Source organism: Entomohabitans teleogrylli (genome assembly GCF_001484765.1).
GTDB lineage: Bacteria > Pseudomonadota > Gammaproteobacteria > Enterobacterales > Enterobacteriaceae > Entomohabitans > Entomohabitans teleogrylli.
This window is the reverse complement of the sequence record NZ_KQ947379.1, coordinates 294,403-310,559: the sequence shown is the minus strand read 5'-3', so window position 1 is coordinate 310,559 and position 16,157 is coordinate 294,403. Positions and strand designations below refer to the sequence as shown.

Below are 16,157 nucleotides of genomic sequence, written 5' to 3'. Positions count from 1 at the left end.
TATTTCTCTGTTACCAACTGGTGTGAGCGCGATTGTTGAAGGGGGAGCGTTAAATTTTACCAGCGGGACATGCACGCAGAGTGGTTATCAAAATCCCCCGGGTGGATACCTTCGTACCTGCACTACCACCGGTGTGGTTGTACCTGTAATTCTTACAGATGCGGAGGCGGCACAGGTTATTCCTCCAGCCTGGGCAGGGGGAGGCGGCTGGCGCTGGGGAGTCATTAGTCTTACGGGTGACTCTGCAGGGACTGCACATTTTGGTAATGGAAATCACTCGGTCACCTGGCTGTCCAATACAATACACACCACCTATGGTTCCGCCGTTACGGAACTTAAATCGATGGTAGGCCAATCGTTTACGGCCAGCAAAACGAATTATTCTAACTCTACTGGCGCAATGCAGCAGTGCGCAGGATTACTCCAGCTTGCGATGGATGATATGTACCCAACTTATGTGCGGCAAATAGGGGCGAGGGAATTTATTGTTCCCCTGAGTCAGTGCCAGATGTCAACAGTTCCACCGACACCGGCAGTCTTTTGTGCGCCAGTGACACAACGTCTGGATTTTAACTTTGGCACACTCAGCCGCTCAGAAGCTGTAGGTAAGTCAATGTCAAAACAAATAACGGTACAGTGTAGTGCGAGTAATGTAGCCTATAAGCTAACACTCCCCGGGAATTCGAGCAGTTTCAGGTTAACCAACAATATGAATGCTAATGTGACAACATCCAAAGGTTCATTGGGGACAACTATTTACGGTCCAACCTCCGAGACTTTCGATATTACTGTTACCTTAAACGGCCAGCCGACGACAACGGGTGCTTTCCAGGGATCCAGTATATTGATGGTGACATATCCCTGAGTGTATCCATTTTTAAAAACGGCAATAACCGCGCCATCCGTCTGCCCCACGATCTGGATTTTGAGGGGTGGGCGAGCTGGCGATCGTCCGGGAAGGGGACAGTAGTATCCTGCGTCCTGTCTGGCCGACTCTTTCGCGCATCCCGGAAAACCGCCCCGGATTTTATGGCGAAGCGTGAGGATGTTGCCAGTGACGAAGGACGCTTTGACTTATAAGTAAGACTTATATGCCGGGCACCAACATCTGCTCGTTCATCTTGCGTGAATAGCCGGGACGGCGAGCGGCCCCAACGACACGACGATTGCCGGACATGCCATTGCGGCCGGTGTCGTGCTGGTGACGAATAATACGCCGGAGTTTGAGTGAACGCCTGGCCTGACGCGGGAAGGCTGGGTTAATGAGATGCAAAGAGAAAAAAGTCCGCTTTGTGCCAGGCAGACGTTGCTAACACCGCACCGCATTCATTATTTGGCAGCATGCCACTGACAATCTGCACCGTAAAAACGGCTTGTTACCATTCCGGGGCGGTTCTGGCCAACATCTCTCACCCCAACATTTCCATGGATGGAGAGCAAAGCTGGGTCTCGACGGTTCATTATATCGCCAATTCAAAAGAATAATAACAGCTCAATTCTTATCCTTATCTCAGAGATGGCGCGTATTACTTTTTCTAAAGCTTTATTAAACATTCTTATCAGGCCGTCAATCGATGCAATTAGTGGTGACGTCGGTTTTGTTATAGGTTATAAATATCTCTCAAAATTAACATTTCCATAACGTCATTAGGGTAAATGAAATGAAGCAGGTTGGCATTATTGGTTGGCGTGGGATGGTTGGTTCGGTTTTGCTACAACGCATGGTGCAAGAGAACGACTTTCATAATATTACTGCGCATTTTTATAGTACATCCAGCGTGGGCGCCCCTGGCCCGGTTATAGACGGGGTCAGTTATACCCTCAAAGATGCGTATTCCATTAATGCACTGGCAGATATGGATATTATTATAACGTGTCAGGGGGGCGATTATACTAAATCAATTTATCCTGAATTAATTGCCCATGGCTGGAAGGGTTATTGGATTGATGCCGCCTCTGCACTACGGATGGATGAAAGAGCCTGCATTATTCTCGACCCGGTTAACCGTGAAAATATCGATCGGGCAATCACAAACGGAATTAAGCTTTTTGTCGGGGGGAATTGTTCGATTACCTTAAGTCTGATGGGGCTTGCCGGTTTGATAAAGGCCGATCTGATAGAGTGGATGAGTGTCATGACCTATCAGTCAGCATCCGGTGCTGGTGCTAAATATGTACGAGAATTGATCGCACAAAGCGCTTATATCAGCCACCATTTATCCGCGGATGAATTGACAAGCTCAGGCTCTGTGCTTCCTTTAGTCAATAAAGTCAGTGAACTGATTAACAGCTCAGGCATGCCTGTTCAAAGTTTTGGCGCGCCTTTGATGGGCAGTATTATTCCCTGGATTGACACTGACTTAGGGGATGGGAATAGCCGCGAAGAATGGAAAGGAGAAGCAGAAACTAACAAAATTCTCGGCCTGGCTCCCGGGACAATCCCTGTTAACGGTTTATGTATTCGGGTTGGCGTCATTCGTTGTCACAGTGCTGCCATTACCTTAAAACTTAAGCGCGAAGTCAGTGAAACGGAGTTTGCTCAGTTAGTCGTAGATTCTCATCCCTGGGTTAATTATGTGCCAAATAATAAGGAAGAGAGTATCAGTCGGTTAACCCCGGCCCACATTAGCGGTTCACTTCAGGTCGGTATTGGCCGTTATAAGAAAATGGCGCTAAACAATGAACCCATTTATTCTGTTTTGACGGTTGGCGATCAGCTTTTGTGGGGAGCGGCGGAACCGTTGCGGCGCATGCTGAATATCCTGCTTAACAGAATTTAATTTATCAGTGGCAGGTCATTAAAGCGCCTGTACAGTATAACAGGTGCTTTAATTTAAATGAGTTATCAATAATCACTGACATATTCAGTCGCACATATTACTCATGTACGTTCAGGTCCATTTCTTGCTTATAGAGGATTGCTGTTATGGTACATTCTCGACTGGATTTGCCGCGCGGATCGCAACCACCTCATCATAATATATAAAATCGCCGCAAAGCGGTTTTACGCTCTCTGTCAGACGTGGATTAACGCGTCTGCTCTGCACCCCGTTGATTGACACATTACGAATCCTTATGTGCGCCCTTGAGGGACAACCATAATCAAACCTCCTGTGCCGCTGGTGATTTGATTATGATCACGTCGCCGTGGAACAAAAATCGTATTATCGGCCAAAAAAGGCCGCTTCAGATATCCCGTATCCAGGATCCGAATCAGACTCAAACCGGAAGGAAAAACAGGTGATCTGGCTCTGTTCAATAGGGACGTGGACCGTAAACTCCAGGGTTGTGATCGGGTTAAGCGTAAAGTATCTGATGGTGCCTGGCGGTCGAACTGCGCGACAGGTCATGCCAGGCATGATGATTGGCGTTGAGCGCCCCCTGACAGGACACCCCTGCACAAACTGAACACGCCCTGTAATTCAGCTACTTCTTTCAGACTCTGCCAGTTACAGCGTTGATGCCGTTTGAACGGGTAAATGCGGTGTTTAACAGACTGAAACCGGGTCATGTGCGCTACCGGATAGCGCTCACAATTAATCAGGAGAATTAATCACATGTCCGCAGAACATTTCCTGCCTGCTGCAGACCAAAAAAATAATATCATTCGTCTGTCGGCCGCGCAGGCTCTTGCCGGTGCTAACTCCGTAGTCTTCTACGCCACTGGAGCAATTGTTGGCAATGCAATCGCGCCCGGTAGCTCGCTGGCAACGCTGCCTATCACCATGTTTGTTCTGGGGATGGCGGCCTGTATTCTGCCGCTAGGTTCACTGGCGCGAAAAAAAGGCCGTAAAGCCGCTTTCATGGTCGGCACGGGGGCGGGGGTCGTTACCGGCCTGATCGCTGCCCTGTCCGTCGTTATTGGCTCATTCATCCTGTTTTGCATTGCCGCATTTCTCGGTGGTGCGTATGCCGCGGTTGCGCTCAGCTTTCGTTTTGCCGCAACGGATGGTGTTGCGCCGGAACGCCGGGCGCATGCGCTGTCGCTGGTGATGGGAGGTGGCGTTATCGCCGGTGTGATTGGCCCGATGCTGGTTTCAGTAACCATGGACCTCATGCCGCCTCACACTTTCGCTGTCACGTTCATCGCCCAGGCTCTCGTGGCCGTCGTTTCTGCGTGGATACTCAAAGGCGTAAAAGCGACAGAACCTGCTGGCGCAGTAAAAGCGGGTGGGCGCCCTCTGCGCGAAATTGTCCGGCAGCCTGGCTTTGTAAGAACCGTATTCTGCGGTGCGGTAACGTATATGGTGATGAACTTCCTGATGACGGCTGCGCCACTCGCCATGCATATGCATGGCATTTCTCAGCAGTCGTCAAATCTCGGCGTCCAGTGGCACGTTATTGCTATGTATGCTCCGGGGTTTTTTACCGGCAAATTAATTAACCGCTTTGGCGCCATGCGTGTCGCGGCTGCGGGGTTGATTATCACCGCACTCTCTGCCCTGGCCGGCCTCGGCGGAACTGACATTTTCCATTACTGGCTGTCGCTGATTTTGCTGGGCCTTGGCTGGAATTTTGGCTTCACCGGCGCATCGGCGAAAATCATCGAATATCACCAACCAGAGGAAAAGACCCAGGTCCAGTCTCTGAACGATTTTGTTGTATTTGGCGTGATGATCGTCGGATCGTTTTCTTCGGGGGCGCTGCTCAATCTCTATGGCTGGAACGCCGTCCTGTGGGGATCGCTTGTTCCTGTCGGCATCGCGTTTTTGGGTATCTTTAAAGAGTTGCAGGCAAACGGCCAGAAAAAATAACGTGCTGATGACTTATGCGCTCCTGTCTTTAACGCGGTCCCTGGCGGGGGATAGAAGTACTTAAGCCCCAAAATTACTGTGCGTGATCTTGGGCATACTTCCCGAGGTAAACTCAGTGTTCTAATGTTCATTTCCCGCTCACTGCGCCTTAAAGCTAAAGGCTCTCCATATAATTAAACGCGTTCATCAGTTCTTCTTCAGTGAGTGGCGATACCAGACTTGACCCGGAATCTTTTTCAACTTTTAGTAAAAGCTCATTGCGGGTAATTCCCAACCTGTTCGCCACATGGTTAGCGCAACTTCTTGCGTGAGAAGCTCTGTGTGCCAGGGGCCTTGCGGTATCCAAAACTTTTGCTCTCGATGATGAATGAGACATGGACAGCTCCTTTTACCCATTGTGATATTTTCCGTCGTCGGAATCATAGAGATTGTCCGGGAGATACAGTAGCCGTTATTTTGTCGTCCGCAAGAGTTTAACGGTGTTGATAACGCCCGTATCTCGCGCTAATCCAACCCATCCACCTGCCGCGAGACACATCAGCTCAACACCACGACAAATAAACACAATCTGGCCTCCAAACCCGCACCCGATAGTCAATCTCCATACGCTGGCAAACCCCGCCCCCCTGGCTATGTTTTAAAGGTAGAGCTCAGCGAATTCAGTCGTCCTGTTCAACACTTGCCTGGCGCCGCGCGCGCCGGGCTTTTATGTGCAAGGAGTGGGTATGCAACAAACCAATCAACAATGGCAGCAGCGGCGCACGCAGGCGGTGCCTCAGGGCGTCGGGAACTCGCTGCCGGTCTATATCGCCCGGGCGAAAAATGCCGAACTGTGGGATGTGGAAGGGAAACGCTATATTGATTTCGCCTCCGGGATCGCGGTGTTGAATACCGGCCATAATCACCCGGCGGTGATAGAAGCGGTCACCGCACAGCTCGAGCAGTTCACCCATCCCTGTTTTCAGGTCACCCCCTACGCGAACTACATTACTCTGGCTGAGCGGCTGAATGCGCTGGCGCCGATTAGCGCGCCATGCCAGACCCTGCTGCTGTCCACCGGCGCCGAGGCGGTGGAAAATGCCATTAAAGTGGCGCGTATCGCCACCGGCCGCTCGGCGGTAATCGCTTTTCGCGGCGCCTTTCATGGTCGCACGCTGCTCGGTATGGCGCTGACCGGCAAGGTCCAGCCTTATAAGATGGGTTATGGCCCGTTCCCGGCCGGTATCTACCATGCGCCATATCCGGCGGCTTATCTGGGGGTGAGCGATACTCAGGCGCTGGCCTCGCTGGCGGGTATTTTTGCCGCCGATGTCGCGCCGGAAGAGGTGGCGGCAATCATTATTGAGCCGGTTCAGGGCGAAGGCGGATTTTACGCCGCCTCGCCGGCGTTCCTCAAACAGCTGCGCGCCCTGTGCGATAAGCACGGCATTGTGCTGATCGTTGATGAGATTCAGAGCGGTTTCTGCCGCACCGGCCGCACCTTCGCCATTGAGCACAGCGGCGTGGAGCCGGATCTGATCACCATGGCGAAAAGTCTGGCGGGCGGTTTCCCGCTGGCGGCGCTGGTCGGGAAAAAGAGCCTGTTCGATAAAGCGCCTCCCGGCGGACTGGGGGGCACTTACGCCGGTTCGCCGGTGGCGATTGCCGCGGCGCTGGCGGTCACCTCTCTGATTGAGCGCGAACAGTTAAACCAGCGGGCGAGCGCCCTGGGTGAACAGCTGGTCAGCCGGTTACGCGCCCTGGCGCAGGAATTTCCCTGCATTGGCGATGTGCGCGGCGTGGGGGCGATGGTGGCGATGGAGCTGGTGGAAGAGGGCGACAGCCAGCGTCCGGACAAGGCTCTCACCCAGGCGCTGGTGCAGGAAGCCGGGCGTCAGGGACTGGTGTTACTCTCCTGCGGCGTGCGGGGAAATGTCATCCGTTTTCTGGCGCCGCTGACCGCAGAAAAAGAAATTGTTGATGAGGGTCTCAACATCTTGTCATCCAGCCTCAAAGTGGTGCAAAATACGCGTCCTGCAAAATGAGAACTAACCGACGCTGTCTGGCGTCGGTTATTTTTTTGCATGTATGCCCGTGATGCCTTACGCCGCAGGCGCGGGAGAGCGGGCATACCAAATACGTCATTCAAAACAAGAGGCCGGGCTTCGTACCGGATAGATACCTGCTGAAAATCGACAGTCGTGTCGCTGAGGAAATACAAGATGGGGCAATTTATTGCTTTTGCGACGGCTTCCGCCGTAGGGGGAATTCATCATGTCGCATAGCGTCACTACAACTCCTGGTAGCCGTGTGGAATTACGTAAAACCCTTACGCTAATCCCGGTTGTAATGATGGGCCTTGCTTATATGCAGCCGATGACGCTGTTCGATACATTCGGGATCGTATCCGGATTGACCGACGGCCACGTAGCGACCGCTTATGCGTTCGCGCTGATCGCTATTCTGTTTACCGCGCTGAGCTACGGTAAACTGGTGCGCCGCTTCCCGTCCGCCGGGTCGGCTTACACCTATGCCCAGAAATCCATCAGCCCGACAGTGGGCTTTATGGTGGGCTGGTCGTCACTGCTTGATTATCTGTTTATGCCGATGATCAACATCCTGCTGGCGAAAATCTATTTTGAAGCGCTGGTACCTTCGGTGCCGTCGTGGATCTTTGTGGTGGCGCTGGTGGCCTTTATGACCATCTCCAACCTGCGCAGCATTAAGACGGTCGCCAATTTCAATACCGTGATTGTGGTCCTGCAAATGGGGATTGTGGCGGTGATTGTCGGGCTGATCGTGTATGGCGTTTCCCACGGCGAAGGGGCCGGTACGCTGGTCAGCTCGCGCCCGTTCTGGGACGATAAAGCCCACGTTGTGCCGATGATTACCGGGGCCACTATTCTGTGCTTCTCATTCCTCGGCTTTGACGGTATTTCGTCGCTGTCCGAAGAGACCAAAGACGCCGAGCGGGTTATTCCGCGGGCGATTTTCCTGACCGCGCTGATTGGCGGGCTGGTGTTTATCGGCGCGTCTTATTTTCTGCAACTGTACTTCCCGGATATTTCGCGCTTTAAGGATCCGGAAGCCTCTCAGCCGGAAATCATGCTCTATGTGGCGGGTAAAACCTTCCAGTGGGGCGTGCTGATTTTCTCCAGCGTGACAGTGCTGGCTTCCGGGATGGCGGCGCACGCCGGGGTTTCCCGCCTGATGTATGTGATGGGCCGTGACGGCGTCTTCCCGACCCGTTTCTTTGGCTATATTCACCCGAAATGGCGTACTCCGGCGTGGAACGTGCTGCTGGTTGGCGCTATCGCGCTGCTGGCGATTAACTTCGACCTGGTGACGGCGACGGCGCTGATTAACTTCGGTGCGCTGGTGGCGTTTACCTTCGTCAACCTGTCGGTGATTTCGCAGTTCTGGATCCGTGAAAAACGTAACAAAACCCTGAAAGATCACTTTAACTATCTGATCCTGCCGGTGTGCGGCGCGCTGACGGTTGGCGCACTGTGGATTAACCTGGAAGAGAGTTCCATGGTGCTGGGGCTGATCTGGGCCGCGATTGGTCTGATTTATCTGGCTTGCGTGACGAAGAGTTTCCGCAACCCGGTGCCGCAGTATGAGGATGTTGCTCAGTAGTTGCCGGTGATGGTTTTGGTTTAGGTTTGTGGCCCTGCCGGTTGGCGGGGCCATTTTTTTGGGGGTGTTCGCTGTGGGGTGAGGGGGCGCTTCAGTTGGAGGGGGAGTTCCGTGAACTTTATGTCTGTGCCTTCCCGGGCTCCTGATATTAGTGAACGGCCGGAGGACGCTCACCACCGTGTCCTCTGGACTCCTGGCCCGAAATCGCCGCTGCGCGGTACCCGCCCATTTTGACGTCTGTCTTCGGGCCGGGGAAGACAACATTTATTCGCTCCGTCTGAAACGGGGTTCACCTCTTCGGGGCCGACGCAGGCGTCGTGCAAAACGCCAGTGGCGTTTTGTCCCTGCCCTGGCTTCCCCGCAGGGCGGTTCTCTCCGGCCTGATCCGGCCAGCCGTGAAAATGAGCGGCGATTTAAGCCGGAATTAAACCCCCGCAGTCAGTTCTGCTGATTATGGAAACATTGCTGTGGCTTCCTGCGTTTCCGGAAGGGTCGAAGCCGATATTGAAACCAAAACCAGAATCGATGTCTGGGTAGTGGCTGATGCTGTTTATCGGCGTTACTGAGTCTATTCAATCGATTATCATGATTTAACCGCAACAATTTTCCGATTGAAAACTAACCCATTGACATCGCTTATTTTTTCGCATTAATTGATGGCGCTGGCGAAAATCGATACAACCATGCCAGCTTTTTATATTTTATCGGCTAAGGAGCTGGCATGTCTTTTCGTTTACGTGATTTAGCGTTAATCCCTCTGTTAACGCTGGCCGGTTGTCATCAGGCGACAACCGTCGGTAGCGCTGCCCCGGCGGCGCAAACCAGCCAACAGGCGGTGGTCAATAATGCCTGGATCGAAATCTCGCGCAGCGCGCTGGTGTACAACACTCAAAAGGTCCAGGCGCTGCTCGGGGACAAATCCTCTCTGTGCGCCATCCTTAAAGGCGATGCCTACGGCCACGACCTGTCGCTGGTGGCGCCGGTAATGATGGAAAATAATGTACCGTGCATCGGCGTCGCCAGTAATCAGGAACTGAAAACGGTGCGCGACCTCGGCTTTACCGGGCGCCTGATGCGGGTGCGTAATGCTACCGAACAGGAGATGCGCCAGGCGGTCGGCTACGATGTCGAAGAGCTGATCGGGAATGTCGATATGGCCCGGCGTCTCGATACCGTCGCGGCGCAGCAGGGTAAAACTCTGCGTATTCACCTGGCGCTTAACGCCGGCGGTATGTCGCGCAACGGACTGGAGGTCGGCAACCCTCAGGGTCTCAATGATGCGAAAACCATCGCCGGCCTGCCGCACCTGAACATTGTCGGCATCATGTCCCATTATCCGCAAGAGGATGCCGCCAGCATCCGCGCCGACCTGAAGCGCTTTAATAGCCAGGCGCAGCAGGTGTTGGCTGTTACCGGACTGAAACGTGAAGCGGTGACATTGCACGTCGCCAATACTTTCGCCACGCTGACGGTGCCCGAGTCGTGGCTGGATATGGTGCGGGTCGGCGGCGTGTTCTATGGCGATACCATTGCCAGCACCGAATACCGACGGGTCATGACTTTTAAATCGTCTATTGCCGCCCTGAACCGCTATCCGAAAGGTAACACCGTGGGCTACGACCGCACTTACACCCTGAAACGCGATTCGCTGCTGGCCAATATCCCGGTGGGCTATGCGGATGGCTATCGCCGGGTGTTCAGTAATGCCGGCCATGTGCTGATTCAGGGCCAGCGGGTGCCGGTGCTCGGGAAAACCTCAATGAATACCGTGATGGTGGATGTCACCGATTTGCCGCAGGTCAATCCGGGCGATGAGGTGGTGCTGTTCGGTAAACAGGGCAACGCCCGGGTCAGCGCAGAGGAGGTGGAAGACATCAGCGGCGCGTTATTCACTGAGATGTCGATTCTTTGGGGCGCCACCAACAAGCGAGTACTGGTGGATTAAGCGCTATCCGGCTCCCGTTTTGTCCCGGGAGCCGGGTATATTTACCCCACCAGCAGTAGCGAAAAAGCGGGAATATAGGTAATTATCATTAACAGCGCCAGCAGCGCGACGATCAGCGGTACGGCGGCGCGCAGAAACGCCCCCACGGAGACCTGAACCGTATTACACACCAGTAGCATCACCGTGCCGACCGGCGGCGAAATGGTGCCCAGCGACAGGTTAATGATCATGATGATGCCGAAATGCACCGGGTCGATACCGTAATGGGCGACGACCGGTTTCAGCAGCGGCACCAGAATCAACAGAATAGCGCTGCCTTCCAGAAACATCCCCAGCACCAGCAGCAGAACGTTGATCGCCAGCAGAAACAGATACTTATTTTCCGTCAGATGGGTGACGAACTGCGCCACCGTCACGCCGGCCCGTTCCAGGGAAAAAATCCAGCCCAGCGCGGCGCTGGCCATGATGATCAGCATCACCGACGCCGTGGCGCGGGCGGTTTCCGACAGGGCCTGAAACACATGGCGGACCCGCAGTTCCCGATACACCCCAAAGCCGATAATCAGCACAATCAGCACCGCTACGGCTCCCGCTTCGGTGGGGGTAAAAATATTGGCGCGGATCCCGCCGACCACGGCCACAATCAGAAACAGCGCCGGCCAGGCCTGAGCCAGCGAGACGGCGATTTCCCGTCCTCCCGGCCAACTGATGCGCGACGGCTGGAAATTCTGGCGGCGTGCCACCAGCCAGACGGTGAGCATCAGAACCGCGGCGCATAACAGACCCGGCAGGATACCGGCCATAAACATTTTGCCGATCGAGACATCCGCCACCAGCCCGTAGAGGATCAGCGCAATGCCCGGCGGAATGATCGGCGTGATCAGCGAGCCGCAGGCGGTAATGGCGGCGGCGAAACCGCGGCTGTATCCCTTTTGCTCCATTTCCGGCACCATCATGCGCGACAGCATCGCCGCGTCCGCCAGGTTAGAGGCGCTGACGCCGCCCATCATGGTGCTTACCAGAATGTTGGCGCATCCCAGACCGCCGCGCATGCGCCCCACCAGCACGTTGGCGATGTTGAGGATCCGCGAGGCGATACCGGTGTAGCTCATCAGCGTGCCGAGCAGAATAAAAAACGGAATCGCCAGCAGCGACGGGGTTTGGGTGGTCGCGATCAGCCGCTGTACCGCCACGGTGAGCGGCACGTTTGAGTAGCAGACGAAGTAGGTCAGAATGCCGGCGAACATCGCCAGCCATACCGGCATATTGAGAAACAGGCAGATGAGCATCAGGGGAACAATCATCAGCCAGTTATCCAGCCAGCTTCCGGTGAGCGCAGCGGCCAGTGAATCCCATAACGTCATGGTTTCTCTCCCCTGTGCGAGCCGCTGAACAGACGCCACAGCGATAAACAGGCAATGCCCAGGGCGCCGACCGTCACCGCGATATCAATCCAGAACCAGGATATTTTGAGTATCTGAGTTACCTTGAAGGCGGTGCCCTGCGCCAGTTTCCAGGCCAGCCAGGCCACGGCGACCAGCAATCCCGCTGAGATCAGGCTTATCAACGCCTGTGCCAGGCGGCGCGCGGCGGTGGGTAGCGCGTCGACCACAAAGGGTATCGACAGGTGCACCCGGTCGCGCTCTGCCACAATCCCACCCAGCATCACCACCCAAATCATCAACAGGCCGGACATCTCTTCACTCCATTGCAGAGGCGTATTCAGGCAATAACGCATGATTACGCCAATGGTGGTCATCACCACGAGGACCAACAGTGTCATTACGGCGGCAATATCCGCCGCTTTTCCTAACAGGCGCATCGCTGTCTCCTTACCGGAACGGCGAGCGTTCCGGTACTGTCAGAAAAACGCGGGAATTATTTCAACTGGTTTTGAATGGTGTCATACAGGCCCGGACTCCATTCCGGGAACTGCTGGTAGACCTTCAGTGCTTTCTCCTTAAAGGGGGCGATGTCCGGGTAGATGACCTCCACACCCTCCAGTTCCATGGCTTTGAGCATCTGCTGGTCCTGTTCAAGGGTGAGTTTCTGGCTGTATTCACCGGCGGCGCGGGCGGTTTCATGGATCAGCGCCAGTTTGTCCTCCGGCAGGGTGCTGAAGAAGGCTTCGCCGCCGAGCCACAGAGAGGTATTGGTCAGATAATTGACCATCGACAGGTACTTTGCCTGTTCGTACAGCTTCTGGCCGTAGAGCACCGAAACCGGATTTTCCACCCCGTCGATCATTCCCTGGGTCAGCGCCGGGTAAACATCCCCCAGCGGCATCGGGGTCGGCGTGGCGCCCATCGCCTCAATCGCCTTGATCTGCATAATGTTGTTAGGCACGCGGATCTTCATACCAACCAGATCCTGCGGGGTGATTAGAAGTGAGATAAATGAACAGGGATAAGCGAGATAATTGTGGGATTCTATGGCTGTCCCGGGGATTTATTGGGATGGTTACTGTAAAACTATTACATACAGTGAAAAAGAATCGGGCAGAGAAATTTCTTCATCTGCCCATAATTTTACTCGTTATCACCAAAGGAAAACAACTGTGGTTGTCGGTGAGCCATCACTTGTTTGTGTACCCTGTGAATCAGCTTACGTAACCCTCGTTCAGTTATGCCGTATTTAGTACTTAACTCAGCCCAGTTATTCCCCCGGAATTCTTCATAAATCTGCATATCACGCAGAGACAGCTTATATGCGTAGTCACGAGGGAAGGTGAAGTTTTGCCCGCCAAAGTGAGATGCCAGAAAATCTGCCACAGCCAGCCCCAATTGTTCAGCCTGTTCGGATGATAAACCGTAATCAACCCCAGTCTCAGTAACGTGGTCGGCAACTTCAGACAGCAGTTTATGCCGCTTATGCTCCATTGGTGTTGTCATGGTGACCTCCAGAAATCACTTTGCGCCCTGCAGTTCTTCCAGAGCCTTGCGTTCGCGAGTCTGCCACTGCTTGAGTGTCTCAATCACACGGCTTGCTGCCGATGTATTGAGCCAGTCAAGGCGGCTGACGCCCGTAATGCGATGCACATAGACGTTGATTGCCCGTTCGGTGCGGTCGTGAATAAAACCTTCGTCAGCCATTTCCAGCCACAGTGCCCGGATTTTCTTCGACTGATCGTCGGTGGCCGTGAGCTTTTCTTTCTTCTGAGTCCGAACCTTAAACCCGATTTTTTTCATCGCATCGAGGATCTGGTTCAGTTGCCCAATATTCATTTCTCGCGTGGATTCAATGCCAGCGTAGGTATTCAGCAACTGGCGGTAAGTATCTTCATCCATGCGCAGCTCACGCTTTGCCACATGGATGATTTTAATCAGCTGGGTTCGTGTCATTTACCTGCCTCCTGAGTAACGGGGATGGAAGTCTGGGTATTGACGTTGCCCGGGCCATGGGCCAGGGCAAGTGCTGCAATAACAAATACTGAGCCTATGACTCCCAGCATGGCTGGTACAGGGCTTAGATTATCTGCCGACAAATACCCAGCCATGATGGCGAGTAAAAGGCCGATAATGGTTAAAATCAGTGCGCCAATAATCATTTTATCTCCATCAAAGCAAATTAAAAATGAAGAAGCCGGTTAAAGCAGCAAATACAGTTCCCAGAATTAACCACCAGAATCCTTTACGCTCATGCGACGACTGAAACCGTGAGGCTTCGGCTATGAGTTTTTTATTCATATATGTAAGCCTCTTACGGTTTATTAAAATAATCTAGGACAGCGATAACGGTGTAATAACCGATAAACCCGGCAGCAACCCAGATGACAACGCAGCCCAGTACGCACAGTAAAAGAATATTTCCGACAGTTAGCTTCATGACGTGTACTCCAGAGAAAGGGCAGAATCTTTACCGGATACTCCGTGATTTAAACGTGCTTTTAATCCCTCGTTAAATCCAGCTTCCGCCGCATCCTGATCACCCCGACATTTTTTAGCTTCACGCGGGGTCAGGTCGGATAAATCCTGTTCCTTCTTCAGTTTCGCCAGAAAATTAGCCATCAGTGTTTTTTCGGTTTCCGTCACTACAAATGGCTCTATCGCCTGATACGCACCTTCGGTCCATCCTTCGCAGAACTGGTCTGCGCGGGCTGTTTTAGTGGAAGGCTTAATATTCTTACGCAGAGAGCTAATAAAGGTACGGCGGGCTTTGACCATCTGGCGGGAAAGCACATCAAAAGCATAAGCGGCAATTTCCGGGCGCTCATCCGGACCATAAAAAATGACGGTGTTTTGCTTCTGGCTGTTCATATAGTTGCGGCGGAAAGAGTAATAGCAGTTAACACCCATAGCACGGCAAATTAACTGGCCCAGAAACGTCATATAACGGGGGATGCTTTGTGCATGGGATGGCGCACCTTTACTGGCCTTGCTGGTGATATCCATCAGATCGATATCATTCTGGCTCAGCTTGTGCTTACGCATCAATGCCTGCGCCTGATTGAGCGCAGTGGCCGCTTCATGAGAATTCGAACTGCGACGGGCCAGATTCAGGAGCTTTTTGATTTTAGCCAGGTATTTTTCAGTTTCATTTGTCATTTTCATCACCTGTCAGAGGTTGTAATTCAGCTGTGGGGACAAAAGCGTTATATGAAAGTCCGCAGTGAGGGCATTTCAGAATCAGGTCGATACACCACGTACCATCAAAACTTTCCATAATGGTTGCTTGCTCAAAATCCAGATCATCGACCGGGTTGTCGCAACGTTTGCATAACAGAGACATTTATTCTTCCTCCCGCCAGACTTCCCCACAAATCAATAAAGCGCCCGGTGAGCGCTCATGAATGACGTCTGCGACCAGCTCGCAGGACTGCTTATTGAGATAGATATCTTCAGTAACAGGCAGTGCGTCACAGGCATCTGTTCCGCATGCTGATACCAGTAAAATAAAACCGGCTAATGTCAGCATAAATAGCCCTATTGCTAAATCCGGCGTGCAGAATCCCACGGCACTGACGCCGGATTAAAAAGAAATGGAGAAATAAATTAAATAGCAGCGATATCTAACGGTATATTAACCAGCTTACCGGACTTATCTTTCTCCCGGAAATTAATATAGGTTTTGGACATGGCCACCTGCAGCGATTCCGATATCGCATCCATTGCTTTAATCCAGCGCTCATCCTGTATTTTTACCCTTCGCAGGGAGAGAATACGCCCAGTGTTCAGTTGCCCCTCTTTATCAACCTGGAAGGCATCGGTGACAATCGCCTGCAGGTTGGCATTGGCACCTTTCGACCAGTCGGTAACACATTCATCAAACAGTTCCTTGGCTATCTGCAGCTCCGGCCCGAACGTCAGTGTTTCCTGTACGCGGATCGTAATTTGCTGGCTACCGTCAAAGGTGGGGAAAGTCACATTGCCCTTGGCACCGCCCCGCGTTCTGCCGAATTTTTCTGCCACTAGGTCAAGCCAGGCATAGCATTCGTTAAATGCACGGTCTTTAAATTCACTCAGCTCAGCATTCTTGGCTTTCGCCGCAGCAACCTGCTCCCGGACAAAGCTGTCCATTGCCAGGTCGTAATCAGAAATCTGGTTTATCGGAACCAGGCGACCTTTACGGTCTTTCATATATTCGTCCTGATTAATCGTCGTCATAATATGACCTCAGTGTTTAATGTGATTTGCCGGAAGGCTGCAGATAATCAGCTGCAACCCGATATCCGCTCTGTTTAAGTTTGTTGAGAACAGATTCATTTACAACAGGCTTTAATGACTCAAGCGTCGCCAGCTCACTTTCACTCGCGTCTTTTGTATTTGCGCCGGTCATTTTGCAATAGATAAATCCTTCTGGCGTCAGCGCGATTAAAATCTCTATCTTTATTGCCATTATAT

General features: G+C 52.9%; 15 protein-coding genes and 5 pseudogenes. 9 read left to right on the top strand and 11 right to left on the bottom strand.

Features of this window, described 5'->3' with window-relative positions; translation table 11 throughout:
• The 9 genes and pseudogenes from AQ981_RS27855 to alr all read left to right on the top strand — a co-directional run.
• Positions 1-865: pseudogene (locus tag AQ981_RS27855) on the top strand (hypothetical protein); the annotation flags it as partial.
• A pseudogene (gene vapB, locus AQ981_RS25890) lies at positions 862-1,080 on the top strand (type II toxin-antitoxin system VapB family antitoxin). The pseudogenes AQ981_RS27855 and vapB, both read left to right, overlap by 4 nt.
• A gap of 49 nt (positions 1,081-1,129) precedes the next feature.
• Positions 1,130-1,231, top strand: a pseudogene (locus tag AQ981_RS27850) (VapC toxin family PIN domain ribonuclease); the annotation flags it as partial.
• A gap of 430 nt (positions 1,232-1,661) precedes the next feature.
• Positions 1,662-2,780, top strand: a complete 1,119-nt coding sequence (gene asd / locus AQ981_RS08770; RefSeq protein ID WP_058911357.1) for an aspartate-semialdehyde dehydrogenase — start codon at positions 1,662-1,664, stop codon at positions 2,778-2,780.
• A 353-nt stretch (positions 2,781-3,133) separates the two neighbouring features.
• Positions 3,134-3,344: pseudogene (locus AQ981_RS28040) on the top strand (integrase); the annotation flags it as partial.
• 213 nt (positions 3,345-3,557) lie between these two features.
• Positions 3,558-4,754, top strand: a complete 1,197-nt coding sequence (locus AQ981_RS08765; RefSeq protein WP_058911356.1) for an MFS transporter — start codon at positions 3,558-3,560, stop codon at positions 4,752-4,754.
• A gap of 725 nt (positions 4,755-5,479) precedes the next feature.
• Positions 5,480-6,778: a 4-aminobutyrate--2-oxoglutarate transaminase gene (gene gabT / locus AQ981_RS08760; protein WP_058911355.1), complete on the top strand. Its 1,299-nt coding sequence runs from the start codon at positions 5,480-5,482 to the stop codon at positions 6,776-6,778.
• A 229-nt stretch (positions 6,779-7,007) separates the two neighbouring features.
• The gene (locus AQ981_RS08755; protein WP_058911354.1) at positions 7,008-8,372 is read left to right on the top strand and encodes an APC family permease; all 1,365 of its coding nucleotides are present in this window, start codon (positions 7,008-7,010) and stop codon (positions 8,370-8,372) included.
• 721 nt (positions 8,373-9,093) lie between these two features.
• Positions 9,094-10,317 carry an alanine racemase gene (gene alr, locus AQ981_RS08750; RefSeq protein ID WP_058911353.1) on the top strand — a complete coding sequence of 408 codons (1,224 nt, stop codon included), beginning with the start codon at positions 9,094-9,096 and terminating at the stop codon, positions 10,315-10,317.
• Positions 10,318-10,358: 41 nt separating this feature from the next.
• Here the strand turns inward: alr and AQ981_RS08745 are convergent, their stop codons facing one another.
• The 11 genes and pseudogenes from AQ981_RS08745 to AQ981_RS08695 form a co-directional block, all read right to left on the bottom strand.
• The gene (locus AQ981_RS08745) at positions 10,359-11,681 is read right to left on the bottom strand and encodes a TRAP transporter large permease (protein ID WP_058911352.1); all 1,323 of its coding nucleotides are present in this window, start codon (positions 11,679-11,681) and stop codon (positions 10,359-10,361) included.
• A complete protein-coding gene (locus tag AQ981_RS08740; protein ID WP_058911351.1) occupies positions 11,678-12,139 on the bottom strand; it encodes a TRAP transporter small permease in 462 nt (153 codons plus the stop codon). Before AQ981_RS08740 ends, AQ981_RS08745 begins: the two co-directional genes overlap by 4 nt.
• A 56-nt stretch (positions 12,140-12,195) precedes the next feature.
• A pseudogene (gene dctP, locus AQ981_RS08735) lies at positions 12,196-12,696 on the bottom strand (TRAP transporter substrate-binding protein DctP); the annotation flags it as partial.
• Between the two features lie 149 nt (positions 12,697-12,845).
• Positions 12,846-13,208, bottom strand: a complete 363-nt coding sequence (locus tag AQ981_RS08730; protein WP_025712890.1) for a Mor transcription activator family protein — start codon at positions 13,206-13,208, stop codon at positions 12,846-12,848.
• Between the two features lie 15 nt (positions 13,209-13,223).
• Complete coding sequence (locus AQ981_RS08725; protein WP_058911350.1) at positions 13,224-13,658, bottom strand: gp16 family protein; 435 nt, start codon at positions 13,656-13,658, stop codon at positions 13,224-13,226.
• Positions 13,655-13,864, bottom strand: coding sequence for a hypothetical protein (locus tag AQ981_RS08720; protein WP_047684755.1), 210 nt, complete (start codon positions 13,862-13,864; stop codon positions 13,655-13,657). Before AQ981_RS08720 ends, AQ981_RS08725 begins: the two co-directional genes overlap by 4 nt.
• A 274-nt stretch (positions 13,865-14,138) precedes the next feature.
• Positions 14,139-14,861 carry a DUF2786 domain-containing protein gene (locus AQ981_RS08715; protein ID WP_058911349.1) on the bottom strand — a complete coding sequence of 241 codons (723 nt, stop codon included), beginning with the start codon at positions 14,859-14,861 and terminating at the stop codon, positions 14,139-14,141.
• Complete coding sequence (locus AQ981_RS08710) at positions 14,851-15,045, bottom strand: hypothetical protein (protein WP_032742822.1); 195 nt, start codon at positions 15,043-15,045, stop codon at positions 14,851-14,853. The genes AQ981_RS08715 and AQ981_RS08710 overlap by 11 nt, the downstream gene beginning before the upstream one ends.
• Entirely contained in the window at positions 15,046-15,231 is a 186-nt protein-coding gene (locus AQ981_RS08705; RefSeq protein ID WP_025712886.1) for a hypothetical protein, read from the bottom strand.
• Between the two features lie 77 nt (positions 15,232-15,308).
• A complete protein-coding gene (locus tag AQ981_RS08700) occupies positions 15,309-15,920 on the bottom strand; it encodes a DUF3164 family protein (RefSeq protein WP_058911348.1) in 612 nt (203 codons plus the stop codon).
• A 16-nt stretch (positions 15,921-15,936) separates the two neighbouring features.
• Positions 15,937-16,152 (bottom strand): hypothetical protein, encoded by a 216-nt coding sequence (locus AQ981_RS08695; RefSeq protein ID WP_032742824.1) that lies wholly within the window; start codon positions 16,150-16,152, stop codon positions 15,937-15,939.
• Positions 16,153-16,157: the final 5 nt, after the last annotated feature.